30 protein-coding genes and 4 pseudogenes are annotated in these 21,856 nt (G+C 59.5%); 21 read left to right on the forward strand and 13 right to left on the reverse strand.

Annotation, left to right across the window (positions count from 1 at the left end):
- Window positions 1-371: 371 nt before the first annotated feature.
- Entirely contained in the window at window positions 372-542 is a 171-nt protein-coding gene (locus XH79_RS10635; RefSeq protein WP_212337746.1) for a hypothetical protein, read from the reverse strand.
- A gap of 737 nt (window positions 543-1,279) precedes the next feature.
- Here XH79_RS10635 and XH79_RS10640 point away from each other — a divergent pair.
- A complete protein-coding gene (locus XH79_RS10640; protein ID WP_212337745.1) occupies window positions 1,280-1,489 on the forward strand; it encodes a PRC-barrel domain-containing protein in 210 nt (69 codons plus the stop codon).
- 232 nt (window positions 1,490-1,721) lie between these two features.
- Here XH79_RS10640 and XH79_RS10645 read toward each other — a convergent pair whose 3' ends face one another.
- The 3 genes from XH79_RS10645 to XH79_RS10655 are packed head-to-tail and all read right to left on the reverse strand — an operon-like array spanning window position 1,722 to window position 2,434.
- Complete coding sequence (locus tag XH79_RS10645) at window positions 1,722-1,919, reverse strand: hypothetical protein (protein ID WP_271581672.1); 198 nt, start codon at window positions 1,917-1,919, stop codon at window positions 1,722-1,724.
- A gap of 45 nt (window positions 1,920-1,964) precedes the next feature.
- Complete coding sequence (locus XH79_RS10650; protein WP_212337744.1) at window positions 1,965-2,183, reverse strand: hypothetical protein; 219 nt, start codon at window positions 2,181-2,183, stop codon at window positions 1,965-1,967.
- 53 nt (window positions 2,184-2,236) lie between these two features.
- Entirely contained in the window at window positions 2,237-2,434 is a 198-nt protein-coding gene (locus XH79_RS10655) for a hypothetical protein (RefSeq protein WP_212337743.1), read from the reverse strand.
- An 830-nt stretch (window positions 2,435-3,264) separates the two neighbouring features.
- Here XH79_RS10655 and XH79_RS10660 point away from each other — a divergent pair.
- Window positions 3,265-4,017 carry an IS5 family transposase gene (locus tag XH79_RS10660; RefSeq protein ID WP_212337742.1) on the forward strand — a complete coding sequence of 251 codons (753 nt, stop codon included), beginning with the start codon at window positions 3,265-3,267 and terminating at the stop codon, window positions 4,015-4,017.
- Here XH79_RS10660 and XH79_RS10665 read toward each other — a convergent pair.
- From XH79_RS10665 to XH79_RS10675, 3 genes are all read right to left on the reverse strand, one after another.
- Complete coding sequence (locus tag XH79_RS10665) at window positions 4,014-4,160, reverse strand: hypothetical protein (protein ID WP_212337741.1); 147 nt, start codon at window positions 4,158-4,160, stop codon at window positions 4,014-4,016. The two genes, XH79_RS10660 and XH79_RS10665, sit on opposite strands and share 4 nt — an antisense overlap.
- A 40-nt stretch (window positions 4,161-4,200) precedes the next feature.
- Complete coding sequence (locus tag XH79_RS10670) at window positions 4,201-4,572, reverse strand: hypothetical protein (RefSeq protein ID WP_212337740.1); 372 nt, start codon at window positions 4,570-4,572, stop codon at window positions 4,201-4,203.
- A 265-nt stretch (window positions 4,573-4,837) separates the two neighbouring features.
- Entirely contained in the window at window positions 4,838-5,185 is a 348-nt protein-coding gene (locus XH79_RS10675) for a hypothetical protein (protein ID WP_271581673.1), read from the reverse strand.
- Window positions 5,186-5,537: 352 nt separating this feature from the next.
- Between XH79_RS10675 and XH79_RS10680 the strand changes: the two genes are divergently transcribed.
- The 3 genes from XH79_RS10680 (at window position 5,538) to XH79_RS10690 (ending at window position 6,446) form a co-directional block, all read left to right on the forward strand.
- A complete protein-coding gene (locus XH79_RS10680) occupies window positions 5,538-5,804 on the forward strand; it encodes a hypothetical protein (protein ID WP_212337739.1) in 267 nt (88 codons plus the stop codon).
- Window positions 5,797-6,093 (forward strand): hypothetical protein, encoded by a 297-nt coding sequence (locus XH79_RS10685; RefSeq protein WP_212337737.1) that lies wholly within the window; start codon window positions 5,797-5,799, stop codon window positions 6,091-6,093. The genes XH79_RS10680 and XH79_RS10685 overlap by 8 nt, the downstream gene beginning before the upstream one ends.
- A 74-nt stretch (window positions 6,094-6,167) precedes the next feature.
- Window positions 6,168-6,446 (forward strand): DUF1488 family protein, encoded by a 279-nt coding sequence (locus XH79_RS10690; RefSeq protein ID WP_212337735.1) that lies wholly within the window; start codon window positions 6,168-6,170, stop codon window positions 6,444-6,446.
- Between the two features lie 76 nt (window positions 6,447-6,522).
- On the opposite strand, the gene rpsU is transcribed toward XH79_RS10690, so the two are convergent.
- Window positions 6,523-6,801, reverse strand: coding sequence for a 30S ribosomal protein S21 (gene rpsU, locus XH79_RS10695; RefSeq protein WP_212337733.1), 279 nt, complete (start codon window positions 6,799-6,801; stop codon window positions 6,523-6,525).
- A 425-nt stretch (window positions 6,802-7,226) separates the two neighbouring features.
- Between rpsU and XH79_RS10700 the strand changes: the two genes are divergently transcribed.
- The 3 genes from XH79_RS10700 (at window position 7,227) to XH79_RS10710 (ending at window position 8,048) form a co-directional block, all read left to right on the forward strand.
- On the forward strand, window positions 7,227-7,436 hold the full coding sequence (locus XH79_RS10700) for a cold-shock protein (RefSeq protein WP_061019979.1): 210 nt from the start codon (window positions 7,227-7,229) through the stop codon (window positions 7,434-7,436).
- A gap of 97 nt (window positions 7,437-7,533) precedes the next feature.
- Window positions 7,534-7,776, forward strand: a complete 243-nt coding sequence (locus tag XH79_RS10705; RefSeq protein ID WP_245003407.1) for a transcriptional regulator — start codon at window positions 7,534-7,536, stop codon at window positions 7,774-7,776.
- Window positions 7,777-7,832: 56 nt separating this feature from the next.
- A complete protein-coding gene (locus XH79_RS10710; protein ID WP_245003406.1) occupies window positions 7,833-8,048 on the forward strand; it encodes a hypothetical protein in 216 nt (71 codons plus the stop codon).
- Window positions 8,049-8,772: 724 nt separating this feature from the next.
- On the opposite strand, the gene XH79_RS10715 is transcribed toward XH79_RS10710, so the two are convergent.
- A complete protein-coding gene (locus tag XH79_RS10715) occupies window positions 8,773-8,943 on the reverse strand; it encodes a hypothetical protein (RefSeq protein WP_212337731.1) in 171 nt (56 codons plus the stop codon).
- A gap of 522 nt (window positions 8,944-9,465) precedes the next feature.
- Between XH79_RS10715 and XH79_RS10720 the strand changes: the two are divergent.
- The 5 genes and pseudogenes from XH79_RS10720 to XH79_RS10750 all read left to right on the forward strand — a co-directional run.
- A pseudogene (locus XH79_RS10720) lies at window positions 9,466-9,662 on the forward strand (transglutaminase family protein); the annotation flags it as partial.
- A gap of 302 nt (window positions 9,663-9,964) precedes the next feature.
- Entirely contained in the window at window positions 9,965-10,159 is a 195-nt protein-coding gene (locus tag XH79_RS10725; protein ID WP_212337730.1) for a hypothetical protein, read from the forward strand.
- A gap of 16 nt (window positions 10,160-10,175) precedes the next feature.
- Window positions 10,176-10,448, forward strand: a complete 273-nt coding sequence (locus tag XH79_RS10730) for a type VI secretion protein (RefSeq protein WP_245003405.1) — start codon at window positions 10,176-10,178, stop codon at window positions 10,446-10,448.
- A gap of 320 nt (window positions 10,449-10,768) precedes the next feature.
- Window positions 10,769-10,963, forward strand: coding sequence for a hypothetical protein (locus XH79_RS10735; protein WP_212337729.1), 195 nt, complete (start codon window positions 10,769-10,771; stop codon window positions 10,961-10,963).
- A gap of 1,456 nt (window positions 10,964-12,419) precedes the next feature.
- Window positions 12,420-13,384: pseudogene (locus XH79_RS10750) on the forward strand (IS110 family transposase); the annotation flags it as partial.
- A gap of 565 nt (window positions 13,385-13,949) precedes the next feature.
- Here the strand turns inward: XH79_RS10750 and XH79_RS10755 are convergent.
- Entirely contained in the window at window positions 13,950-14,159 is a 210-nt protein-coding gene (locus tag XH79_RS10755; RefSeq protein ID WP_212337728.1) for a hypothetical protein, read from the reverse strand.
- Window positions 14,160-14,567: 408 nt separating this feature from the next.
- On the opposite strand from XH79_RS10755, the gene XH79_RS10760 reads away from it, so the two are divergent.
- The 4 genes and pseudogenes from XH79_RS10760 to XH79_RS10780 form a co-directional block, all read left to right on the forward strand.
- Window positions 14,568-14,744 carry a hypothetical protein gene (locus XH79_RS10760; protein WP_271581674.1) on the forward strand — a complete coding sequence of 59 codons (177 nt, stop codon included), beginning with the start codon at window positions 14,568-14,570 and terminating at the stop codon, window positions 14,742-14,744.
- A 642-nt stretch (window positions 14,745-15,386) separates the two neighbouring features.
- Complete coding sequence (locus tag XH79_RS10765; RefSeq protein WP_271581675.1) at window positions 15,387-15,512, forward strand: hypothetical protein; 126 nt, start codon at window positions 15,387-15,389, stop codon at window positions 15,510-15,512.
- 646 nt (window positions 15,513-16,158) lie between these two features.
- The gene (locus XH79_RS10775) at window positions 16,159-16,326 is read left to right on the forward strand and encodes a hypothetical protein (RefSeq protein ID WP_212337727.1); all 168 of its coding nucleotides are present in this window, start codon (window positions 16,159-16,161) and stop codon (window positions 16,324-16,326) included.
- A gap of 195 nt (window positions 16,327-16,521) precedes the next feature.
- A pseudogene (locus XH79_RS10780) lies at window positions 16,522-17,126 on the forward strand (MFS transporter); the annotation flags it as partial.
- Window positions 17,127-17,534: 408 nt separating this feature from the next.
- Here the strand turns inward: XH79_RS10780 and XH79_RS10785 are convergent.
- Entirely contained in the window at window positions 17,535-17,759 is a 225-nt protein-coding gene (locus XH79_RS10785) for a hypothetical protein (RefSeq protein ID WP_212337726.1), read from the reverse strand.
- A gap of 361 nt (window positions 17,760-18,120) precedes the next feature.
- Between XH79_RS10785 and XH79_RS10790 the strand changes: the two genes are divergently transcribed.
- The 3 genes from XH79_RS10790 to XH79_RS10800 all read left to right on the forward strand — a co-directional run bounded on the left by XH79_RS10790 (window position 18,121) and on the right by XH79_RS10800 (window position 19,569).
- On the forward strand, window positions 18,121-18,582 hold the full coding sequence (locus tag XH79_RS10790; RefSeq protein ID WP_212337725.1) for an Hsp20 family protein: 462 nt from the start codon (window positions 18,121-18,123) through the stop codon (window positions 18,580-18,582).
- An 84-nt stretch (window positions 18,583-18,666) separates the two neighbouring features.
- Window positions 18,667-19,158 carry an Hsp20/alpha crystallin family protein gene (locus XH79_RS10795; protein WP_271581677.1) on the forward strand — a complete coding sequence of 164 codons (492 nt, stop codon included), beginning with the start codon at window positions 18,667-18,669 and terminating at the stop codon, window positions 19,156-19,158.
- An 81-nt stretch (window positions 19,159-19,239) separates the two neighbouring features.
- Window positions 19,240-19,569 carry a hypothetical protein gene (locus XH79_RS10800; protein WP_212337723.1) on the forward strand — a complete coding sequence of 110 codons (330 nt, stop codon included), beginning with the start codon at window positions 19,240-19,242 and terminating at the stop codon, window positions 19,567-19,569.
- Window positions 19,570-19,705: 136 nt separating this feature from the next.
- Here XH79_RS10800 and XH79_RS10805 read toward each other — a convergent pair whose 3' ends face one another.
- Together XH79_RS10805 and XH79_RS10810 are read right to left on the reverse strand one after the other, a co-directional pair.
- Entirely contained in the window at window positions 19,706-19,930 is a 225-nt protein-coding gene (locus tag XH79_RS10805; RefSeq protein ID WP_245003402.1) for a hypothetical protein, read from the reverse strand.
- Window positions 19,931-20,235: 305 nt separating this feature from the next.
- The gene (locus tag XH79_RS10810) at window positions 20,236-21,075 is read right to left on the reverse strand and encodes an efflux RND transporter permease subunit (RefSeq protein ID WP_433996625.1); all 840 of its coding nucleotides are present in this window, start codon (window positions 21,073-21,075) and stop codon (window positions 20,236-20,238) included.
- Between the two features lie 147 nt (window positions 21,076-21,222).
- Between XH79_RS10810 and XH79_RS10815 the strand changes: the two are divergent.
- Window positions 21,223-21,854 (forward strand): annotated as a pseudogene (locus XH79_RS10815) (3-hydroxybutyrate dehydrogenase); the annotation flags it as partial.
- Window positions 21,855-21,856: the final 2 nt, after the last annotated feature.

The raw sequence follows: 21,856 nt of genomic DNA on the forward strand, positions 1-21,856 counted from the left end.
TCAGCAGTGCCCATATTGCCGAAAGCAAATCCTTGAAAAACACTGGCGTAAACACGTTCTGCCAAAGTAGTGCTAGGCTGTGTAATCATTAAGCGGCTGGCCGCCTGATGTCCGCTCACCCCCTAACAGCGGCGGGAAAGCGGACGTCTCCCGAGGTCGCTGAAGGGGCGGACGCGAAGCAGAAGCAGCGGAACTATTCTTGCGTTCAATCCGACAGAGCGCGAGTGAGGCAAAGGTGTTGCAACGTTCCTTGCACTGATCGTCGCACGCGCTGGGGGCCGTGAATTCGGAGCCGATCGCTCTGCCGAACGAGCGCGATGCCCCTCATGAGTGAGGCAGCCTTGCCAAGGCGTTTTGAGTTACGTTAGCCGCTAGCTACCGGACCGATGCAAAAAGGGATCCACAGACTCGACGAGCGCCAATTGGGCGGCAACGGGCGTGGACTGCTTCTCGGGCGGCAGCGAGCCGACAGAATGGACCGCAAGTCCAGTACCGGCGACAAAGGCCGCTATCGCAATTGCAGCAAGATATTCGATCCTCATGGCGATGGTTCCTCCGTCGACCCCCAGTAACTAACCGGACACGCCGAGAAATGGTTCCGAGAGCCCTATCTAACCCTCGCCTCGGAACGTCCGCTTGCGCGCCGTCCGAAAAGCATCCTCGTCAATCCGTTCGAGCGCGATGAAAGGTCTCCATCTATTCCACGCTGCAAGTTCCTCAATTCGTCGGCTCGGCCGCTCTAATCAATTCCCTCTTCCGCCCAACGCCGTCACGATCAGAAGTCGGGGAACGAAAGCTCCGGTCAATACTTTGGAATCATGAGACCGTCGCTCGCCGTTAAACTACACGGCGCATGTCGCGGATAGCCAAAGGTTCCTATCGCGGGACCCGCTGTTCTCAACAACAAGCGCTCGCACAGATAGCCAAAAGCGGCGGTCTCCGGTTCCATTCCAGAATTGCCAGCCGCGCTCGCGAGCGGGAGAGCTGCGTCAGGGGGGCGCCGATGCTGGCGCTTACCCGAACGAGGCCTCCTATGCGCAACCGCATTGACATAGATCCCAAGCACAGCCGAGCAATTGTTCAAGAGATTGGAGGGAGACTACGCGCGTTCCTGAAGGAAGAGACGGAATTACCGGGGAGCCTTAGAGCGCAAATCGACCGGCTGCGCGAATTGGACGAGCAGTCGCCATCAATCATTCCCAGTTCTGGGCACTGGGACAAGCTTCGCCGTTGAGCCGACCAGGACAGCACGGACGGCCCCACCGAATATGGAGGCGCAATGCCATCGGTGAAGCACCATGCCTCAAATATCTTGAATGAGTACGGTGCGGCGCAATGCGAATTGGTCGGCAAAGCCGTCGCCCTTACCGACGGACAGGCAGGCACCGTCGAGGACGTTTGGCTGGATGAATTGCACGGGCTTCGGATTTCGATCAAGGGCCACGACGGAAGATGGCCGGTCTCAACCATCAAGTTCAGGGAAAACTAGACCTCGGTTCAAATACGGACAGCCCCCCAAGAAGTAGGAACGAACCGCCACCCCGGTACAATTCAGGAACTGCCGCTTGCAGGTCGGCTGCGGGTCAATCTCGACATTCTTGAAGTTGGCCTGCCACGTCCAATCTACCCCCAACTTTCAGACATGTCGCTGCACTGCGCCAACTGAAGTGGCCAACAGGTGACCTCGCAGGCTGGGCCTCTCTTCGCCTACACCTAGACATCTAGTCAACGAACGCGGCCCAGTGGCGATCCTCGCGTATGGCTTTGAACTCCGTACGCAGCATCTGGATCTCGAAAACGCTGAGGCGCAACTTGGCGCGTGCGTCGTCAATCTGGTCCCTCAGCGAGTTGGCCTCGCGCCGCAAGGTGCGATTTTCCAAGATGGCCAATTGGGCCCGTGCAAGCAAGGGATCGAGCATTGGTCCAAGATGAAGTGGTCGCAACTTGGTTCGCCACCACACATGTTAATCAGTCGGATTTTTATCTTCCGATAGATTGAAACCTTGTCGACCGGGCCAAACCTTAGGAGCCGGCGTCGCCAGCAATACGCGCGATTTGGATAGCGCACGTTTGGAGCGCGCCAGCAACTCTTTGGTTAACAAATTGCCAGCCTCAAGTCGGCGCACCATTGAGCGGTATCGCGCAAGCGCCGCAACATAAGTTTCATCAGGGATGAACCTCATCTGCGCCTCACGAGCGCGAGCCGGCGTGGAGCTGTCGCGCGTCAAAGGTGATGCTATTCGGGTGGTTTCAAACCCGGCGATGTCAGCCACTCATTCATATGAGAGGCAGTTTCGGCATGTCGCGCTTTGCGGATGAGTTCGTCGCGGAGAGCGCCGGGCGGATGCAGCTTGGCTTTTTCGCGGAGGCGCTTCGCTTCTTCGGTAAGGCGGGTTTCAAGGGGAAGGGTCTGTTTGAAACGTCGACGCTGCATGACACAACCTCGTGCTTACGGGTCCTAATCCGTAGGGTTCAACAGTTCCAGTCCTAATATGCAGTTGGCTGGGCTTCAGTTCCCTGCGCGAAACGAAATTTTTGGGTATGTCCGTCCCGGGTTATGAGCGCCATTCGGACAGTCGGGCGTCCGCTTCCGGTCTACCCCGATGGAGCCGACAATTTGGCGCGTGGTCCGGACTTCGTGTTTGAGGCCAGCCTTCAGTCGTCCCAAGTAACATCGCAACACTCGCCGCATTGGAAAATGCGGACCGTCTTCCTTGTATGGGTGTCTAGTAGTGTGGCAAGCCAGTGTGCCGGCGCGTTGCAACGAAGGCAGCGGCGGTCCTCCTGGGACGGTTATGGTGCCAACCTATCGCTGTTCAAAGAGTCCATCGTTCGCTCCATTGCGAACGAAACCGTCCGGTGAGCCTTAGTGGCGGTGTTGTTCCTGTAGTTTGCGCTCAAGGGTGTCAGCCATCTTGCGATACTCCTCGGCCATCTCCTCCATAGCTTTGCGAGCCTCATCATTACTGGTAGCGACGGCCTGTCGCTCGCATATTGACTGCAGGTGGCGATAGTCTGGAACCGTTCGATAGTCGGGAGCCATTAGGCCCAAAGCATCACCTGGCCAATCGTTCCCAACGTTTCAACGAAATTGGGCCGCACGCGATCTACCGATCGTCTGTTGTGGGTCAAACGCTACAAAACTCAATGTGAGCAGAATAGGTCCGCTGTCAGGCGGATAGTGTCCGAACGCCTAGACGGGAAGCTCACATTGAGCCCGCGCTCCGAGCTGTGATTCAAACTCCCAAACTGGGGGCTCGAATCATGCGCTACGAACTCACCGACGGGGAGTGGGCTGCCATAAGGCCAATGTTGCCGAACAAGCCGCGCGGCGTACCGCGGGTGAATGACCGCCGTGTACTCAACGGCATCTTCTGGGTGTTACGATCCGGGGCGCCATGGCGCGATCTACCAGAGGCCTTCCCGTATACGACTTGTTACAATCGCTTCGTTCGCTGGCGACGAGCAGGTGTGTGGGCGGCGATTATGAAGGCCTTGGCAGCCGCCCATGATCCCGCTCTGCAAATGATCGACACGTCGATTGCCCGCGTGCATCAACATGGAGCCTGCATCAACCGGAATAAAAGGCAATGCATGGGACGGTCACGGGGCGGATTGACCAGCAAGATTCATGCGGTCGTGGATACAAACGGCCTACCGGTCCGACTTGCGCTGACGCCTGGCGAGGCCCACGACAATCGGCTCGCTGGAAAACTCCTGTCACGTATGAAGCCTGGATCTGCTGGCGGCCGTGGCTACGACGCCGATTGGATTGGAGAACTTGCGATCAAGAAAGGCGCATGGGCCAACATCCCGCCGAAAAGCAATCGCAGCGGACCGATCTGCTTCAGTCCTTACCTGTATCGCGCTCGCAATCGAGTTGAGCGGTTCTTCAACAGGATCAAGCAATGTCGTCGGGTAGCGACACGCTACGACAAACTTGCCGCCAATTACCTCGCCTTCGTCCAACTCGCGTCAATCAGGCTATGGCTCGGCGCTAATGAGTCCACGTCCTAGCCAAAGACCTTCCGCCGCTCGATGAGCGCCAGCACATGGCGATCGAGGTTCGAGCGCTGAGCGGACCACTCTTCCGGGCCGCCTTTGTATTTGAGACTGATCGGCTGAAGCAATGAGACCGGGCGTTTGTCCAGATGGATCAAGTCGTCTTGTCGCGGCAGGCCGGCTTGCCACACCTTTTGCTCAGCTCTTCGTCGCTGTCTTTGCGAGCTCGAGATCGATGGCGCTCACACAGGCCGTAGCCAATGCGTAATCCATGCTCGTGGAGGCCACGTTTTTCACGACCTCGCTAACAAGGCTTTCTTTGGAATAGACACTGGTGGTCTTGAACCTTGCGATCGCCCCGTCCGCGGCCGTGAACTGGGCAACGCACAGGGGTACGAGAACAGACATACGGCCACTGCTCTCCGCCGCGGCTCTCATGATTCTGACGCGCTCGCTCGTGACCCAACCGCCCCAGATGAAACCGACCGTCACGGTCGCGACGGCGCCAAGAGCGATCCCCTGAAGGAGACGGGTTCGCGACTCACCCTGCAACGGGGCGGGAAGTTTCATGCAGGTTGCCTTTCTTGAATGGCTGAATGCGCGTGCAGACGCGGGCTTCCGTCGACGACGCGCCAACCTGTCCAGCATCGAGCGACCGACGAGGAAGAGGTCAAGCGACATCCATAGGCTCAATGGTCAACTTGGACCGACCGCCATCAGGCTACAGACGACGCTACGGCGGCTCATAATCGCCTCACCAAAGCTCCCGGATGCGAAATCCTGCCGACTTCGCCGCAAGCCTTGGAAGCCGGCAAGTAGAAGCTCCGATCCTTAGCTACCTCTTCTTCGCCGGCCCGAAATCCGGCTGCCAAGCAGCCTCTTTCCGGCTCGGCGCCGCCGCGATCACCTTGGTTTTTTCCTTCTTCGGCTTCTTGGCTTCGCGATTGCCGCGTTGCTGCCCCTTGGCCATCCCATCAATCTCCTGTTGGGGTTCGAGTTCGTCCAGTTCATCCGACTGCAGAACGCGCCCACGCGGCGTGCAGACGCGGACATCCATGTAGCCATCGCGAAGCAGCTTTCGCGCGAGGCGCAGCGCGACGGTGGCGCTGCCGCGACCGAGATTGGCGCTTCCATACTCGTTGGTCCCCGTGACCAGGTAAGGCACGCGCGTGGCCTTACCCATGGAGGACGGCCGCAGCACACACCAGAAGCAGAAGAAACAGTGGAACGATCACCGGCGGGACGATCCATTCCGAGGCGCGGAAACGCGGCATCGAATGCTCCTGCAGCTCTGTCGGCGGGAGCGCACGTGACCCTCAGTCACCGGTCGATGCCGTTGAGAAGAGCGGTGATCCGATCATCCTACGCCTGCGGCACACCAATAGCGAGAACTAAAACGACGCGCATGGACGACGGCCGCGCTGCCGCGTCAGCGCGCGCGGCAATGACGAATGTGCTGGCTATTGCCGCACGATGGGCGCATGGTCGTCGCCGCCGGTCGGTGGGGACTCCTCTTGCAAAAAAGGTAGGCGCGCATGACCATCCGCTCGCGGCGAGAGACCGTCACCTTCAGGCATCCGTTCCGAATCCGCGGCATCGAGAGGCTGCTGCCCGCGGGCGCTTACGAGGTCATCACCGATGAGGAGACGATCGAGGGTCTCACCTTTTCGGCCTTCCGCCGCATCGCTACGATGATCATGGTGCCCGCGGAAGACGTCCGCGACTCCATGGAGATGCTCTCGATCGGCTCGGTCGACCTTGCCAATGCGCAGGCTGCGGATGCGAGTGCCACCAATGACTGACCAGCCGGTCGATCTCGACAAGCATCGCGGCATGGCGGCGCAGAAGGCGACTGATCTGCGCCGCGCGCTGGCCGAAGTCGAGGCTCATGTAAGGGAACTGCGTGAGCGGGAAGCCGAACTCGAACACCGCATGATGACGGTGCCTGCCGCTTCGTGGCCAGAGGCCGCTGTCAAGGCGCGACATCTGCTCAACCTCTATGCCGCGAGCCTGCCTGTCGAGGACACGAGGCACCGCGCGCTGGTGGCGGCATTGCTCGACGATTTCGTGCGGCTCTCCGGCGAGGAGTAAAGCGATCCGGCGGCACGTAACGACGAGTTGAAAGAACAATTGTGCCAGGAAGCCACCATGCAGAGGAGTCCATCATGACGCTCACGAGCGGCCACTATATTGGTCACGAGTATGACCGGATGATCGTGCTGTTCTCGATGCGGGACGGCGGCAAGGAAATTCCTTGTGCAATCTCGACCTCCGCGATGGATTACCTCGAGCGCGGCCCGCAGGTCCGTCCCGAGCACCGCGAAGCCCAGTTCCTCCGCTTGCGCGACCGCATCGAGGCGCGCGCGGCCGGCAAGTATCGGGCGGCGGAACTTGAGGGCAATCCACGGGGTATTGTGCTGCGCGGCATCGACTTCACACTGTAGGACTATCGCCCCGTCAGCAAGACGCATCGCACGCTTCGGTCGGCGTTCACGTGTCCCGAAACCGACATTCCATTTGCTAAGCGCGTTCCTTGCTGGTGATCTCCGGCAAAGGCGGCTTGCGCTCCGGAAGCTTCTTCTTCGGGGGCGCTGGCAGCAACCCTTCCCTGATGGCCTGCTTCCGAGCGAGTTTGCGGGCCCGGCGAATGGCCTCTGATTTTTCGCGGGTCTTCCTCTCCGAAGGCTTTTCGTAGGAACGCCGCTGCTTCATTTCCCGGAAGACGCCTTCACGTTGCATCTTCTTCTTCAGAACACGAAGCGCCTGGTCGATATTGTTGTCGCGAACAAGTACCTGCAATTGAAATCCTCGCTTGGCTGCGAACGCGGCAAAACCTGCATGCAGCCGATGGCGCAGGAGTTCGACTGTGGTGATGAGAAAGTGAAGCCGGATTCTTTGCCGGCCTCAAACGAGCTGCGCGACCGGTCACGGAAGCCTAGTTAGGACACGCAGCCTGAGCCTCCCGGTCGGTCAAGTCAATCGACAAGGCCTTATCGTGACGTCGGAAGTTCGATACTGCTCGACGGGACCAAAACCAACCTTGCTGAAACAAATTGGCTGCGCTCCTTGTAAAAGGACAAATGGCGTGTATATTGACTTTATTCGATTAGCCGCTGTGCCTTGTTGAACGCGCCCGCGGGCTCCTTTTCCGAAGACATCGACGAAGTTGAAGGTTACCGCGTGATTGTCACGCGGCTCGCGCTCGTGCGCTTTGGAGAATGAAAATGACGACAGGTACTGTTAAGTGGTTCAACGGCCAAAAGGGCTTTGGATTCATCCAGCCGAACGACGGCAGCAATGATGTGTTCGTTCACATCAGCGCAGTCGAACGGGCTGGCCTCGCCGGTCTCGCCGAAGGCCAAAAGGTCAACTTCGAGGTCAAGACCGACAAGATGCGTGGCAAAGTGAGCGCTGAAAACCTCTCGCTGGCCTGATCTTGTGGCGCCGTTTCACGGATGTACTGAAACGGCCGCCCTGCCCGCTCGATTTCCGGATTGAGCGGGTTTTGTCCGTGGCAAAGCGGGAAGAAAAATGAGCGCCAGGAAATCAGCAGAGCCGTCCCCCGAAGTCACCGCACGCTCCAATCGTAGACGATTGGCTGTCGAAGAGGGCGCGCGGGCATTGGCGGATGTCGAGAGGCAGGCCATTGACGTTCGAACGAATATGGCGCGACTTCGGGAGCTCCGCGAGACGAAGGAAGCCGTCGACGCGGCTTTGCTCCCGTCCTTGCCGGCGGTCGCGCCGAAGAAACGCGGAAGTAAGTTGGCGCGATAGTCTATTCCAGCAACCGTCGATCCGTCGTGCGATCAATCACATTTGGTGGGCCAATCATGCGTAGGGCCAGATCAGACGGCGGCGGAACAATCACTTTTTCTCTTGCGCTCGGCGCAGCGCGGCAGATTTGCAGACTCCCAACGACGTTTCAGACGGATAAGCAAGCCTTTAGCTATCTTCATAAATATCGGACCGAGTTCGAGCAAATGGCGCGGGCACGCCTCGCTTCGGGAGAACTAGAAGACGGGATCGTCGTGCTCTCAATGCTCTAGGTTGAGCTGCTCAAGCACCAACGCTTCTAGCGCTCTCCGCTTTGGCGAAGATTGCTGTGCTGTGCCGCAGAGCTGATCGCCTTGCGAGCTGGTTGGATCCCGAGAGCGCTTGGGCATGATCACGGAATCGGCACCTGACATTTCGAGCATTCGAAGCTGCTAGTCTTTGGGTCATTGCAGATGAAGCCGTTCGGCACATGATCGGCGCGGGTAGCGGCGTCGCCCCTCTTGAAGTCGTAGCCATTCGCCTGTGAGAGGCTCGCCACATCGATCCTTCCACAGCGTGGGCACTGAAGGTCTACCGTCCATTTGTCGCGTCCGGTCACTACGGCGTATCCGGTTTGCCGGGCCAGTACTTCGACTTGGTCAAAATCCAATTCTTGGCGTCTTCGTTGGTTGCGAAGTCCCCGACATGCGAATCCGGCCCATGTCCAGTAACTACCGAAACGAACCAGCGACCGCTTGTCATCACCTTAGCTTCAAACCGAGGGAATATGTCCATAGGCGCAATATGTGCCATGGCTGGGCAAATCGCTAGCCGTAACTCTGGCGCGCGGCATCATTCAAAATAGCGGGTTGGCGCTCAACATCGTGCGAGTGGCGGAGAAAGTGTCAGTCAATCCCTATTGAAAGGATAAAGCATTTTCTACCTTCCCAGACCAAAACTCACCGTTTGAACTACCGCCGGAAAATGGAATTTCACCTCCGAGCGGCGACAAGCAAGTTAGTCATGCGTGAGCAAGCGACGATATTCCGCCGCTTCCGATATTCGCCGCGCCAGCCGGCTTTGTCCAAACTCGAGCCTAAACGAGCGGCCGCCGTTCAGGCGAAAGAATTGAGCGGTGACCCAAGGCAAGAAGACAAGAACCGTTCCGCATACGACGACGAAGGTCATGGTTCGAGCCCCCAGTTTGGAAGCTTGAATCACAGGGGCTGGCCAGACGCAACGATTCCGGCCGATTGGACGCTTACGGGGTAGAAGCGGACAGCAGCCAACCGATAATTTCCGCTGAAAGCGGTCGAAGATGATCCGAAGCGGACTTGCGACCGACTACTCGCTCTGCCGAGGTATTCATCGAGTCGGCGGAACGCCGGTCGGTGGGGACGTTGACTTCACGGCGACGGAATCTTCGCGAGAGCGGGACAGTCACTATCGCGGCAGGAGCGGCGTAACGCCCGCTCAGCCCGCGATCCGGTCCATCCCCTCGCCGCGAGAGTTTCATGAACAAGCCCAAGCCGACATACTTCCGCAATTAGTTGGATTTGAGAGATAAAGTGCAGGCGCTAGATCCTGCGCAAACGGCTCAGGCTCTCGGATGAGCAGTTTACCAACGTCGTTCGCAAGTCGGGCAGCTCAATCTCGGCCGTTACCAAGGAGGCCTCTACGTTCAATGAGGTCTCCGCCTTGAAGTAACGAGCCACCGACGGCTTTACAGGCTGGTTCAAGGCACATCTTGGCGACCGCTGGTACCCTTCGATCCACGCAACAACACGCCGAGAATTGGCCGCGTCCTGATCGCTCAAGGCCGCGATGCGGCAGACGTTCCGATCACCCAGACTTTTGGACCCAACACGCTCATTCGCTTCAGGGGCTCGGCACACGAACTTGTGTGAAATTGACCTCGCTAATTGCTAAGAAGACTGCTACACAGTCGGTATCACCGCGCGCTTCGTGGCTGTTATCGGTGACTGAGGGCTTCGCGCTCCCGCCTTACACCAGGAGAAGGCGGTCATATGTCAAATCCCGACAAATTCGACATTCGTGCGTGGCTCGTGCCACCGTTATTGGTACCGCTCTTTCTCGCACTGCTGGTTGGGTTTGCGGCCGTTCTATAGCGACAAGTCCGTTCAATGGCCGTGCGTTAAAAACACGATGCGGGGCGCTGGAGCCAACTTCAGCCATACAGGAATCTGAAATGGCGAACACCGCGATCATCAGGGATGCCTACGGCGTTCCGGCAATCTTCGTCGGTTCGAAGACAGGCCGGGACGATGCGCCCTTTGTATTCGTGAGGGTCGGAGGCGAGGAGCGCCGGATGCGTTGGTCTGAATGGGATTCTCTTCCGGCCTGGACCGGCGAGACGCCGCCCTGGGCCAGCAAAAGCAAATAGTGACGGGATCTTCAGCATGACGACAACTCGACTTGGCATATGGACGCCAGCGCTTTTGCTGGCATCGGCGCTGAGCGCATCTGCCTTTGCCGCGTCCGCTGTGGCTCCGAATTGTCGTGCGATCGAGAGCGCCAATGCGCGCCTCTCCTGCTACGATGCGGCGTTCCCACCAAAAACCCAAAATCCCGCCGAAAAGGGCGTCGACGCGTTCTCAGGATACAAGGACCCATTCCTTGTGGAAGAAGCTCGAACCGCCGCAAAGCTCAAGAATATTTGCCGCGGATGTTGAACTTCGCCGACCGAGCGGGCGTGTCCGATGAGGTGCGCTCCCATTCACAGGCCAGTCGAATGACGAAAGAAGATGATGAAGATCGCGAGTGCTCCGCCAAAGAAGGCGAGCCCTTCGTTTAGCCGGCGCGGTATTGGACGATAGGGCGGACAGTTCCGCGGATTCCGAGCAGCGCGAGACGCGCAAGCAGCGCCTGCTTGACGGGCCTACAGAATTCAGAGCGGTGCGCGTCGATCGTTCAGGGAAGAGGTCTAGTGATGTCGAATAATTGGGGTCCGTCGCTGTGTACGGGGTGGTTCGACACAAAGCTATGATAAGTCATGGAACATCAGGGTATTGAATACACGGTCGTCCAGACGATCAATCCGCCGGGCTGGAAATGGTCGTTCGAGCGAGATGGTCGGTCTCCCAGAACGGGAATCGCCTTAAACCGAGCAGAGGCTATCAGCGCGGCTCAGCGTGCAATCAACCAATCGCTTAAAGATCAGCAGCACCAACAAGCGCGCTCGGTTTAGAGTCTACCTTTATCTGAATTTGGTCTCTCAACATGTTGCTTCTCGATGCCAATGCGGCATCGATGCATGTGTTTGCAAGGGTCTTCGCCGGGGCGAAAAACTCCCGGAGCGTCGCGGCAAGCTCGCATTGCTGACCAGTCAGCCAGCCACTACGCTCAGAAACTCACAGATAGTTTCTCACAGGGACCGAAACAATGTGCTCGCTATCTTCTCGATAAAGGCGCATTGTCCCCACACCACCGAGCGGCCCTCAGCATCTATCGGTGGTGTGAACGCAAGTTGCGCTCCCGCTCAACCCGCAGCGGAGCATAAGCATGTCGGCTCGACGATCCCCAGCACACTTATCGACATTCGAGTATCGCCTTGCGCAAGAGGCAAACAGTCTGCGCTTACAGGCCAAGGGAATGCCCCTGGGCGTCCGGCGTACGGAACTTTTGCGAAAAGCCAGGCAGATCGATATTGCTGGAGAGATCAACAAATGGTTGACCTCGCCGGGACTGCAGCCGCCATCTTAGATTTGGGCGGAGTTCTTGCCCTCCCTGATGAACTCCCGCATGCCACGCCGAGACTAAGCTTTATCGGGATTTTACTCTCTCCCTCCCGGGGCTGGTAAGCCGCCGCCTGCGCTTCGTTTAAGCGGGCGGCGTTTTTGCGTGAGATGGAAAAGCATTGAGTGCGACGTCCAGCGTCCGATACTGATTTTCATGTAACTTTCCCGGCGAAGTCCGTCATCTCTAGCTTTATCGCTCTTTAGTGGACAGCCCCCGCACGGCCCTGAGCGCGAAACCCTCCTCCGAAAAGCCAGACAGGCTGACACCGGATCGCACATGAGCGAATGGCTGAGATCGCCCGGATTGCAGACGCCGAAGTTCTGGCGCAGCCTGCATAGACGCCGGTTCAGATTGAGCCCATGCTCCTCCCTCAATCGCGAGGGGACATCGTGACCGAGCGACTTATTCAAGCGGGCATTGTCACCATAGGCGCCGTCAACACCGGCCTAATCGTCTGGCTGATACTGATGCTCTAAGGCCGCTTCTCGCCTCCACGTGAACCTGGCTTAGCAACCAACCAACATCATCCCGGTTACATCCGCATCACCGGCCGAGATCGCCGAGGCGTCGGTGACTGAGAGAGACGCGCGCTCCCGCCTTCAAAATGGAGCGGGTCATGGTTCCGATACAACAGCCACCGCGGGAACCGCCAAGCCATTGTCCTCTCTGCGATGGGGTTCCACGACTTTACCTGATGCTCCCCAACACGGCCAAAGGCACCGTGACTTACGTCTATCGCTGCCAAGAGTGCCACAAGCTGATATGGGACGAGTAAGGCGGCCTCAGTTAACGGTCTCTCAACGCTGACTTCCGCTTTTGATGCTGTGGACGGCCCCTCCACCGACGCGAGAGTGCCAAGGTATGGGCGCCGTTCTTGAGGCTCCCACGATTCGGAGGAGCAGCCTATGCAGTCAATTTCGACGGTCGGTCTGGATATCGCGAAGTCGGTCTTTCAAGTGCATGGCGTCGATGCGGCCGGCCAAGTGGTCATACACCGTCAGCTCAAGCGCCGTTTCGTGCTGTCCTTCTTTGAGAAGTTGCCGCCGTGCTTAGTGGGGATCGAGGCTTGCGCGTTATCCCATTATCGGTCCCGTGAGTAGCAGGCATTGGGGCATACGGTGCGATTGATGCCTCCAGCCTATGTGAAGCCGTACGTCAAGCGGCAGAAGAACGACAGCACCGACGCGGAGGCGATTTGCGAGGCGGTCACGAGGCCCAACATGCGGATCATGCCGATCAAGACGATCGAGCAACAGAGCTGTCTGATGCTTCATCGCGTGCGCCATCTCTTCATTCGCCAGCAGACTGCCGTCATCAATTCAATCCGCGCTTATCTAGCGGAGTTCGGGATCGTCGCACCCGTCGGGCGCCGGGGTGTCGAACAGCTGTTGGAAGTCGTCGCCGATCCAGCTGAACACCGACTCCCGGAGGTGGCCCGTGCGTGTCTTGCGGCTCTCGGCAGTCAATTGCGGGCATTGAAGGCTCAGATCCTGAGTTCGACAGGCGCGTTGTCGCCTGGCATCGATCGAACGCGACGAGCAAGCGACTGGATGCGATCCCCGGCGTCGCTCCAGCGCTGGCAACGGCGCTAGTCGGAGCGTTGCCGATGCCAATGCCTTCCGATCGGGGCGGGACTTCTCGGCCTGGGTCGGGCTCGTGCCGAAGCAGAACTCCAGTGGGGGCAAGCTTGGTGGTATCAGTAAGCAAGGCGATCGCTACTTACGCAGCCTGTTCACGGCAGGCGCACTCGCCGTGATCCGGTATGCCAAGATCCATGGCGCGCCGCATCGGCCCTGGCTCACAGCGTTGTTAGCGCGCTCCCACCAAGGTTGCCGCGATCGCGCTCGCCAACAAGCTCGCCAGGATGGCAAAGGAACCAACGCTACAAGGAACCCGCCGCTCTCACGGCGTAAACGCGATCGCAGCCGGATTCGGGTGTGACGTAACGGTTGGAAGGGCGAACAGCACTAATGCAGCGCCGGTCGATCCGGCGATCAGGACGACCCCGTCCTCACCCGGAACGCTGAGAAAGGGGCGGCCCGCCTAGCGTTGCTCAAATCCGGCGGCATCACGCTGGTGCAAAACGCAGACCGTGTCCTTCCGGAAGTGCCCGCGGCCGCCTTGACGTGTTCGCAACCCCAACCTGCCTTGCGGGCACGCCGACGCTGTTCGAAGCTGGCACGGCAGCCCGCCGGTCAGGTCAGGGAGCATCGATTAAGTCAACATCGTAAGCGGCCGCGCTTCAATTCCATGCCAAAGAGTAACTAGTGGATTTCAAAGAGGTTAAAAATCCGGCAGTTCAAGAGCTATCGCCGACTGCCAACCGAAAACGACATTTTTCGTCATCCGCCTACTCAGTTCGAGCAATCGTGTCTGGGACTATCGCAATCGCAAATGAAAGAGGCCGCCAATGAGGCGGCCTCTACTCACCGAGTTCAATGGGTCATGGCAGCCGGTATCGTCTCAATCACGCCGTTGTCGCCACCGCGCACTGTAACGCTGCGCCCAGTCTCTAGAGCGATTTTTCTAGCCACCTTCATAGCGGCATCCTCATCTGTGTATTCGAGCACGATGATGCTGCTTTGCCCCGAGAACGCGGCCGGGTTCGATACGTTGATGACAATCAAAGGCTGCTTTTGGCTCATTGCGGAGTCCGAATGCCAGCGGAGCCACTCCGTCAAATGAGCGGCGTTCTCATCGTTTTGCGCTTTCCTTAGCAATGCCTCTCGCTCGCGACCCGGGGGAGTTGCTTGGCCCGTTGGCGTAGCTCTCTGGCTTCCTCGGCAAGGCGATCTTCAAGCGAATAAATCTGCTTAAACCGGCGTCGTCGCTGCATGGCTCCTCTCTCCAACTGACGATCCTGCCCCGAAAAACGGATTCAAAAAGCACGAGAGGGCCGCAAAGTTCCCGTCTCCTTTTGGCCTGCGGCGAGTGAATGACGTTTTCCATCTCCGAAAAGTGAGACCCGCTGGAAGCCAGCTTTGCCTTTCGCCGCGCGATACTGGTGCCTGAGTAAGCGTTTGCGTTTCTAAGTCGGTGACGGCTTAACACCCATGCCCAAGAATCCCCGCCCGGTGCGCCGATTCCAGATTTCTCGTTCGAGCGAATATGATCGCGGGCTGGTAGAGCGCGCCCGGGAGGTCTTCAAATTGGCGAAGAAGGTTTTGGCGGAGTTCAATCCATCCATTCTGTTGCGCCGCAGTACCAAGCCGCCTTCAGAGGGCCAGTAAGGCCGTCTCAGTCGGCAGCGCCTTCGGCAGTAGTTCGCAACCGTCCTAAGTTGAGTTTGGCAGTGTCCTGGTTCGCTCTGTCGGGAAACCGTATTACGGTGATAAGGTTCGGTTCATCATCGACCGGCCCTCGGCGATTATCGGTGACTGAGAGCACTTCATACTCCTGCCTGACCTTTAGAGCGGTGAGCCATGTGCGAACGATGCATTGAGGTCGATAATCAGAACGCTCGTTACCGGCGCCTTAAGTCCCGCGTCACCGACCGCCAGAACGAAACAGCGGCGGTTCGATTGCTAGCAGATTTGGTGGCCGAAAAGGCAGCGCTCCATCTTCCAGAGTTGTCGAGGGACTCCGAGCATGATGAATGCATCTGAGTGCCGCGAGGCTGCCATGGAGTACAAAGCACAAGCGAAGGATGCAGAGTTTCCACCAAAAAAGCTCCTCTGCTTAAGAGCATCGCGCGGAGCCTAAACGGCTTGGCAAGTCAGCTCGAAATGCTCGACTCTCACGAGAAGGAACATAGGCGAGGCGTTGATGCGCATCAGTTGGCAGCCTCTTTCATGTGCTTTTCCACACCCACGACGCGCGACCCAAGCGATTGACAATTTGGCGAGTTGTCCCGCCAGCGCTTTGATGTGGGCATGTCCCTCACCCGCCGCTGCAGCAAGGATGATCTCCGCCGCGAGACATGGCTGATCTATTTCGGCAATGTCCTGATCGGCTCGATCAGCCGCCGCGCCGGCGTGCCGAATTCATCGCCGCAATAGGGGCGTGCTTAGTCGCCCCAAGTGACATCGCCGCACTCGCCGCACGAATATACGGACCGTCTTTCCATTAAGGGTGTCTAGTAGCGTGGCAAGCCACTGGGACGGGGCGCTGCAGCGAGGGCAGCGGCGGTCTTCCCGAGATGGTAGTGGCGGCAGCTTATCGCTGCTCAAAGAGTCCATCGTTCGCTCCATTGCGAACGAAACCGTCCCCGTTCTTGACCCAAGTTAGAGCCAGAGGATTAGTTCCCCGGAACCAAGCGAATCGCCAACGTCCAGCGCCGCGCTACGGAACCGAATTGGCTAGACTCCTGGTCACAAAGGGAATCCACTGCATCCATCACCGCTCGGCCCGTGGCTTCTTTCGGTGATGAGAACGCCGGTTGCGCTCCCGCCGCACTCGAACAGGGAGCAGCTCCGTGACAGAGCGTTATCTCGCGCAGACACCCTCACTCGAACAACGGCTCGCTCGAGAGGCCGTTCGCCTCCGCATGAAAGCTCAGGGCACGCCGCCCGGCGTCGAGCGCGAGCGCATAATCCGGAGGTCGCGGCAAATCGAGAATGCTTTGCATATCAACGAGTGGCTGCGATCACCAGGATTACAGCCTCTGAGATAACCCCCTGAATCACCCCTCGCCGCATTGTCTCGATGACCATGACCGAGAACGTTGTAGAACGATTCCGTAAGGAAGCCGAGGAGTGCCGCCAACAGGCGGACAAGACGGTCGCCCCCCTCGACAAGGAGGCATGGCTGAGGCTGGCCGCTGACTGGACCAAGCTGGCTGAGGACACAGAGCACCGACGAAGACGCATTTGACGCGCATCCTGCGGAATCTCGGCAAGGAAACCGTCACCTCTATGTCAGCGACGTTCGCAAGGATCCGTACGACCACAACATGTAACGAGCGCTCCCAGCCCCAGCCCTCGTTGCCGGATGTAACGACCCGGGATCCCCGGTGCCGCCGGGCACGCCGGGCGTCACATCCTCCCTTCGAGCCTAGGAGGTCGTGCAATGACCGAAATGTCCGCCCGCATGAAGTCCGTTGCGATGGAACTCCACGAACATTCTCGAGGCGTCGTGCTTCGCTCGCTTGTGATCGGACTGACGGCATTCCTGACCGTCGTCGACATGTTCGCAACTTAAGCGATCCTCCCTTCCCTGACGCGCCACTACGGAGTGACTGGCGGCAATGGGATTTGCCGTCAATGCCAGCACATTTGGCATGGCAATCGCAGGTCTCGTTGTCGGTTTCTTCAGCCCGCATATCGACCGAAGGGGCGGTATCCTTCTCGGCCTGACGCTCCTCGCAATCCCCACAAGTCTGCTCGCAACCGCGCCTAATATCAGCGTTCTTCACGATACTGCGCGTCGCGCAGGGCCTGTGCATTTACCCTGACGCTTGCGTATCTTGGTGAGCAGTGCAGCGCTACGGACGCGGACGGCGCGCGTTTGCCGCCTCCATCACCGGCAACGTTGCCAGCAATCTGATTGGCCGGCTGGCCTCCGCCGCAGTTGCCGACGGTCTAGGCCTGGCATGGGACTTCTATTTCTCCGCGGCCCTGAATCTCTTTGGCGCCGTCTTGGTTTACTTCTCCATGCATCGCGTGCAGCCAATGCAGTAGATGGCGGCAGGCCGCAAGCGAGAACCGGGGGATCGCCAGTGGCACCTCTCGCCATGCTGTTGATTTTTTGAGAGAATTTTTCCAACCGAGCCAAAATCCAATCATTTGAGATCAATGGCTTACAGCGAAACATCCAACTGCAAGAGCGCGTCGGATTGGCGCAGATCGATATCGGAAACGTCGGGGGTTCGAGTCACTGGTCCGCTACATCGCGAAACCCACTATTTCGGAGGCCCTGCTTTCTTATCGGAGAGCAGCCTAACCCGGAACGTTGTGCTCCAGTCAGCCAAAGGCCGCCGTTCGTGCACGATCCATCGCCGGTTCTTCGAATGAATGCGGTACCGACCGTCGCCGCTGCGTGGGCGCTTCTCGCGCCGCCTATGAGGAGGTCACGGACGTCGCTCATGGTTCGGCTCCGATCCTTGCCGAATCCGGCTGGCCTTTCGCAAGCGCGAAAGCGACGGGGAAGGTGTCGGCGGCCAGAGCATCTAGCGCGGTCTGCTCCTCGGCAAGGCGTCGTTCGATGAACTGACGTTCCAGCTCCGACAGCTTCGTCCGAAGCAGCCGTCGATAGCGGTGGATGTTGTTGCGGTGCGCACGGATGCGGGCCAGATCTTCGTCGAGCATCGTCGTCTCTCCTGACGGTCGTCACAGTCCTTTTCGACGTTGAGAAAGCCGGGAAAGAGATTTCCCGGCGCAAAAATATTCTGACGCGACTGGCTGTCAAGACGTCTCTCGCCGCATCTGCGATCCTTCGAAAAAAGCCGCGCAGGGCGCGCCGAGCGGCGCCGGGCTCGCTGCAAAATTTTTTGCGATCGCCCTCTTGAAACAGCCTTTCGTTTTTCTACGTCATTTTTCGCCGCGAGAGCGGTGTGCCGGACGCCTTCAACGGGTCCGGCACGGGCGCCGGATCGGTGTCTTCGGACCTGTCCGAAAAACCCTCTCCTGCGCTCCTTCGTATCCATCTTGCTCTTTGGAGGACTTGGTTATGAGGACCACGTTTGACTTCGCGCCCCTGTGGCGCTCCACCATCGGCTTCGACCACCTGGCCGGCCTCGTCGAGAGCGCGCTCCGCCAGGCGACCGAGGACAACTATCCCCCCTACAACATCGAACGCTCCGGCGAGGACCACTACCGGATCTCGCTCGCCATCGCCGGCTTCGGCGCCGACGACATCACCGTGACGGCCGAGCAGAACGCGCTCACCATCGAGGGCCGGAAGCCCGAGAAGGCGACGAGCGAGTACCTCTATCAGGGCATCGCCGCGCGCCCGTTCCGGCGCGTGTTCAACCTGGCCGACTATGTCCAGGTAAGAGAGGCCTCCTTCCGCGACGGACTGCTGATCGTCGATCTCGTCCGCGAGGTGCCGGAAGCCATGAAGCCGCGCCGGATACAGATCGGGAGCGTCGCCTCTCGCGCCTCGCAGATCGAGCAGAAGACGGCTGCCTGACGCACGGTTGAAGTTCGACGGCGGTACGCGGCGTGCGCAAGCGCGGCCGCGCTCCCAGCCTCATGCATTGAAGGAGAAGAATCCATGGCAATTCGTGATATCATTCCCCGGACGCGGAATCAGGAACTCGCGCCGGCGCGCAGCAATTACGATCCGTTCACGACCCTACATCGCGAGATGAATCGTCTGTTCGACGATGCCTTCCGCAGCTTCGGCGGGACTGGCCTTGCGCCCCTCATGGAGGGGCAATTCGGCTGGCCAAAGATCGAGCTCAGCGAGACCGACAAGGCGCTGACGATCTCGGCCGAGCTTCCCGGCATGACGGAGAAGGACGTCCAGATCGAAATCGCGAACGGCGTCCTGACCATCAGCGGCGAGAAGAAAAGCGAGCGCAAGGATGAAGGCAAGTATTTCTCCGAGCGCTACTACGGATCGTTTCAGCGGCAGATCGCGCTCGAGGACGTCGAGGAGGACAAGGCCGAAGCGTCGTTCAAGAACGGCGTGCTGACCATATCACTTCCGAAGACTGAAAACCCGCGAGCGGGCGTCAAGCGCATAGCGATCAGCACACAGTGAAGACCGCCTCGGGCGGCGGTCCCCGCCGCCCGAGACCGCGGAAAACCGTCCCGACGAAAGGAGCGTTAAGGGAGGCAATCGATGTCCAACGCGAACACGAACACCGGCAATCTCAATCCCCTCTTTCATCCGGCCGCGCACTATGCGTCTCCGGAGGACGTCCTGAACGACAACGAGCTCTCGGCGCCAGAGAAGCGAATCATCTTGTCGTCCTGGGCGTCCGACATGTTCGCCGTCGAATCCTGTCCCGCGCTGCGCGAGATCCCCGGCATGGGCCGCACGATCCGGCTCGCGGACATCCTCGCCGCGTTGCGCAAGCTCGATGGCGAAGACGACGACCCACCTCCACCCGGCGGTGTGCCGATGCGGCTGCGGCGGCCTTGGGCCGCCGCACTACGGAGGCCGATATAACGTTCACGAAGGCAATTCTGACTATGGTGCTCTCAAGCACTGCCGCGGCCTGCTGCCTCTCCTCCTCCCTCGGATTTTGCGGGTGACATCCAAGGCCGACGTCGCTCTCCACAAGCATTCGCTATCGGCTTACGGCTCAATCGCACGCCAGGACGCGCCGGTATCGCCTGTAGACGTAGTAGCAGTCACTCTCCGAGGAATAGCCATCGCGCGAGCGGCCATAGGTGTAGCCGGCGGTGGCTCCGGCAGCATAGGCGCCTGCGGCATAGGCGGCACGATGGCCGTATTCGTATCCGCCATAGCGGCCGTGGTCGCCGAAGCGGTTGTAAGTGACCGATATCGCGCGAGCCGAACCCGGCACCGCCAGTCCGCCGCGACTAGCAGGGCCGACACGCCCGGCCGCGGCGAGAGCACCGCGCGGCGCGGGTCCCTCACCTGGATGAGGCGGCGGGCCGCTAAGGCCACCACGGGGTGCACCGCCTGGGCCTAGCGGAGGACGCCCCGCGAAAGCCGGAGGACCTCCGGCCCCAATTGGCGGGGGCCCGGCCATGGGTGGCGGCGGAGGAAACTGCGCGAACGCCGCATTGGGAGACAACGTCATGGCTGCGAACGTCACGGGGATCGACATTATCATCGGGATCTTGCGGGACATGGTCTTCTCTCTTGTTAGAATTGAGTTTCGAGGACGGGCACCGGCTTGGATGCGGAGATCGCCTCGGCGGCTGGCGTGTCGTGCGCAGGCGCGGCGGGCTCATGCATAGATGAGTGATCGTTGTGATCAGGGTGAATGCGGAACCAGGCCACATACAGCGCCGGCAGGAACAGCAGCGTCAGCAGTGTGCCAACGATGATTCCGCCCATCATCGCGTAGGCCATTGGCCCCCAGAAGATCTCGCGCGCGATCGGAATCAGCGCGAGACTTGCGGCGGCTGCGGTCAACAGGATCGGTCGCATGCGATGCTCGGTCGCCTCCACGACGGCCTCCCACGCTGGGCGCCCCTCCTTCCTTAGATGCTCGATCTGCACGTTCAGGATCACGGAGTTGCGGACCAGGATGCCGATCAGCGCGAGCACGCCGAGGATAGCCACGAAGCCCAGCGGAGCACCGCTCGGCAGCAGGGCCATGACGACGCCGATCACGGCGAGCGGCGCAACCGCGAACACCAGGAACAAGCGATGGAAGCTCTGTAGCTGGATCATCAGCACCGTCGCCATGACGAATAGCATGAGTGGAACGACAGCTACGATCGGCGCCTGGCTCTTTGCGCTCTCCTCGACGGAGCCGCCGAGCTTCACCGAATAGCCGGCCGGCAGCTCCTTGCTGAACTCCGCGACTTTCGGCGCAAGCTGATCCACGATCGTCTTGGGCTGCGTGTTGCCAACGATGCCGGCCTTCAACGTGATGGTGGGAAGCCGCGCGCGCCGCCAGATCGTCGGCTGCTCGAGCTCATAACGCAAATTGGCGACGGCACCGAGCGGCACCGATTGACCGCCGAGCCCGGTCAATTGCAGATCGCGCAGGGTGTCGATGGAAGCACGTTCCAGTTGGTCGCACGTCCCGTGACATTGACGAGATAGATGCTGTCGCGCACCTGGGTAATCGACGTTCCCTCGAGCACGCAGTTCAATGTCGTGGCGATGTCCTCCGAAGTCACGCCGATCGAAAGCGATTTTGGGGTCAAGACGATCTATTCGACCGCGGACATGGCGAAGCCAATCGAAGTCGCCGAGCTGATCGCGCTTGGCGAAACTACTTTCGGCAGCGTGGACGTCCTGATCAACAATGCCGGCATCCAACACGTTTCCCCCATCGAGGAATTTTCGCCCGACAAATGGGATGCGGTCATCGCGATCAACCTGTCCGCCGCATTCCATGCCATCCGTGCAGCGGTTCCTGGCATGAAGAAGCGCGGCTGGGGCCGCATATCACCCGGCCTCGGCTCACTCGCTGGTCGCCTCCCCCTTCAAGTCGGCCTATGTCGCGGCCAAGCACGGCATCTCGGGTCTCACCAAGACGGTGGCGCTGGAGCTCGCCCGATCGAAGATCACCTGCAACTGCATCAGCCCCGGTTACGTCTGGACCCCGCTGGTCGAGAAGCAGATCCCGAATACGATGAAGGCGCGCAATTTGAGGAGGGATGAGGTCATCAGTGACATCCTGCTCGCAGCGCAGCCCACGAAGGAGTTTGTCACGGCCGAACAGGTCGCTTCGCTCGCGCCTTTTTCTGTGCAGCGACGATGCCGCGCAGATCACCGGCACCAATCTTGCGATCGATGGCGGCTAGAC

This window comes from Bradyrhizobium sp. CCBAU 45389 (genome assembly GCF_028128625.1).
GTDB lineage: Bacteria > Pseudomonadota > Alphaproteobacteria > Rhizobiales > Xanthobacteraceae > Bradyrhizobium > Bradyrhizobium liaoningense_B.

Bases quoted from the DNA above. Each gene is read 5' to 3' on its own strand.
- XH79_RS10635 (WP_212337746.1), bottom strand. From the start codon at position 542: ATGAGGATCGAATATCTTGCTGCAATTGCGATAGCGGCCTTTGTCGCC.
- XH79_RS10640 (WP_212337745.1), top strand. From the start codon at position 1,280: ATGCCATCGGTGAAGCACCATGCCTCAAATATCTTGAATGAGTACGGT.
- XH79_RS10645 (WP_271581672.1), bottom strand. From the start codon at position 1,919: ATGCTCGATCCCTTGCTTGCACGGGCCCAATTGGCCATCTTGGAAAAT.
- XH79_RS10650 (WP_212337744.1), bottom strand. From the start codon at position 2,183: ATGAGGTTCATCCCTGATGAAACTTATGTTGCGGCGCTTGCGCGATAC.
- XH79_RS10655 (WP_212337743.1), bottom strand. From the start codon at position 2,434: ATGCAGCGTCGACGTTTCAAACAGACCCTTCCCCTTGAAACCCGCCTT.
- XH79_RS10660 (WP_212337742.1), top strand. From the start codon at position 3,265: ATGCGCTACGAACTCACCGACGGGGAGTGGGCTGCCATAAGGCCAATG.
- XH79_RS10670 (WP_212337740.1), bottom strand. From the start codon at position 4,572: ATGAAACTTCCCGCCCCGTTGCAGGGTGAGTCGCGAACCCGTCTCCTT.
- XH79_RS10675 (WP_271581673.1), bottom strand. From the start codon at position 5,185: ATGGGTAAGGCCACGCGCGTGCCTTACCTGGTCACGGGGACCAACGAG.
- XH79_RS10680 (WP_212337739.1), top strand. From the start codon at position 5,538: ATGACCATCCGCTCGCGGCGAGAGACCGTCACCTTCAGGCATCCGTTC.
- XH79_RS10685 (WP_212337737.1), top strand. From the start codon at position 5,797: ATGACTGACCAGCCGGTCGATCTCGACAAGCATCGCGGCATGGCGGCG.
- XH79_RS10690 (WP_212337735.1), top strand. From the start codon at position 6,168: ATGACGCTCACGAGCGGCCACTATATTGGTCACGAGTATGACCGGATG.
- XH79_RS10700 (WP_061019979.1), top strand. From the start codon at position 7,227: ATGACGACAGGTACTGTTAAGTGGTTCAACGGCCAAAAGGGCTTTGGA.
- XH79_RS10705 (WP_245003407.1), top strand. From the start codon at position 7,534: ATGAGCGCCAGGAAATCAGCAGAGCCGTCCCCCGAAGTCACCGCACGC.
- XH79_RS10710 (WP_245003406.1), top strand. From the start codon at position 7,833: ATGCGTAGGGCCAGATCAGACGGCGGCGGAACAATCACTTTTTCTCTT.
- XH79_RS10715 (WP_212337731.1), bottom strand. From the start codon at position 8,943: ATGACCTTCGTCGTCGTATGCGGAACGGTTCTTGTCTTCTTGCCTTGG.
- XH79_RS10725 (WP_212337730.1), top strand. From the start codon at position 9,965: ATGGCGAACACCGCGATCATCAGGGATGCCTACGGCGTTCCGGCAATC.
- XH79_RS10730 (WP_245003405.1), top strand. From the start codon at position 10,176: ATGACGACAACTCGACTTGGCATATGGACGCCAGCGCTTTTGCTGGCA.
- XH79_RS10735 (WP_212337729.1), top strand. From the start codon at position 10,769: ATGGAACATCAGGGTATTGAATACACGGTCGTCCAGACGATCAATCCG.
- XH79_RS10755 (WP_212337728.1), bottom strand. From the start codon at position 14,159: ATGAGCCAAAAGCAGCCTTTGATTGTCATCAACGTATCGAACCCGGCC.
- XH79_RS10760 (WP_271581674.1), top strand. From the start codon at position 14,568: ATGCCCAAGAATCCCCGCCCGGTGCGCCGATTCCAGATTTCTCGTTCG.
- XH79_RS10765 (WP_271581675.1), top strand. From the start codon at position 15,387: ATGTCCCTCACCCGCCGCTGCAGCAAGGATGATCTCCGCCGCGAGACA.
- XH79_RS10775 (WP_212337727.1), top strand. From the start codon at position 16,159: ATGACCATGACCGAGAACGTTGTAGAACGATTCCGTAAGGAAGCCGAG.
- XH79_RS10785 (WP_212337726.1), bottom strand. From the start codon at position 17,759: ATGCTCGACGAAGATCTGGCCCGCATCCGTGCGCACCGCAACAACATC.
- XH79_RS10790 (WP_212337725.1), top strand. From the start codon at position 18,121: ATGAGGACCACGTTTGACTTCGCGCCCCTGTGGCGCTCCACCATCGGC.
- XH79_RS10795 (WP_271581677.1), top strand. From the start codon at position 18,667: ATGGCAATTCGTGATATCATTCCCCGGACGCGGAATCAGGAACTCGCG.
- XH79_RS10800 (WP_212337723.1), top strand. From the start codon at position 19,240: ATGTCCAACGCGAACACGAACACCGGCAATCTCAATCCCCTCTTTCAT.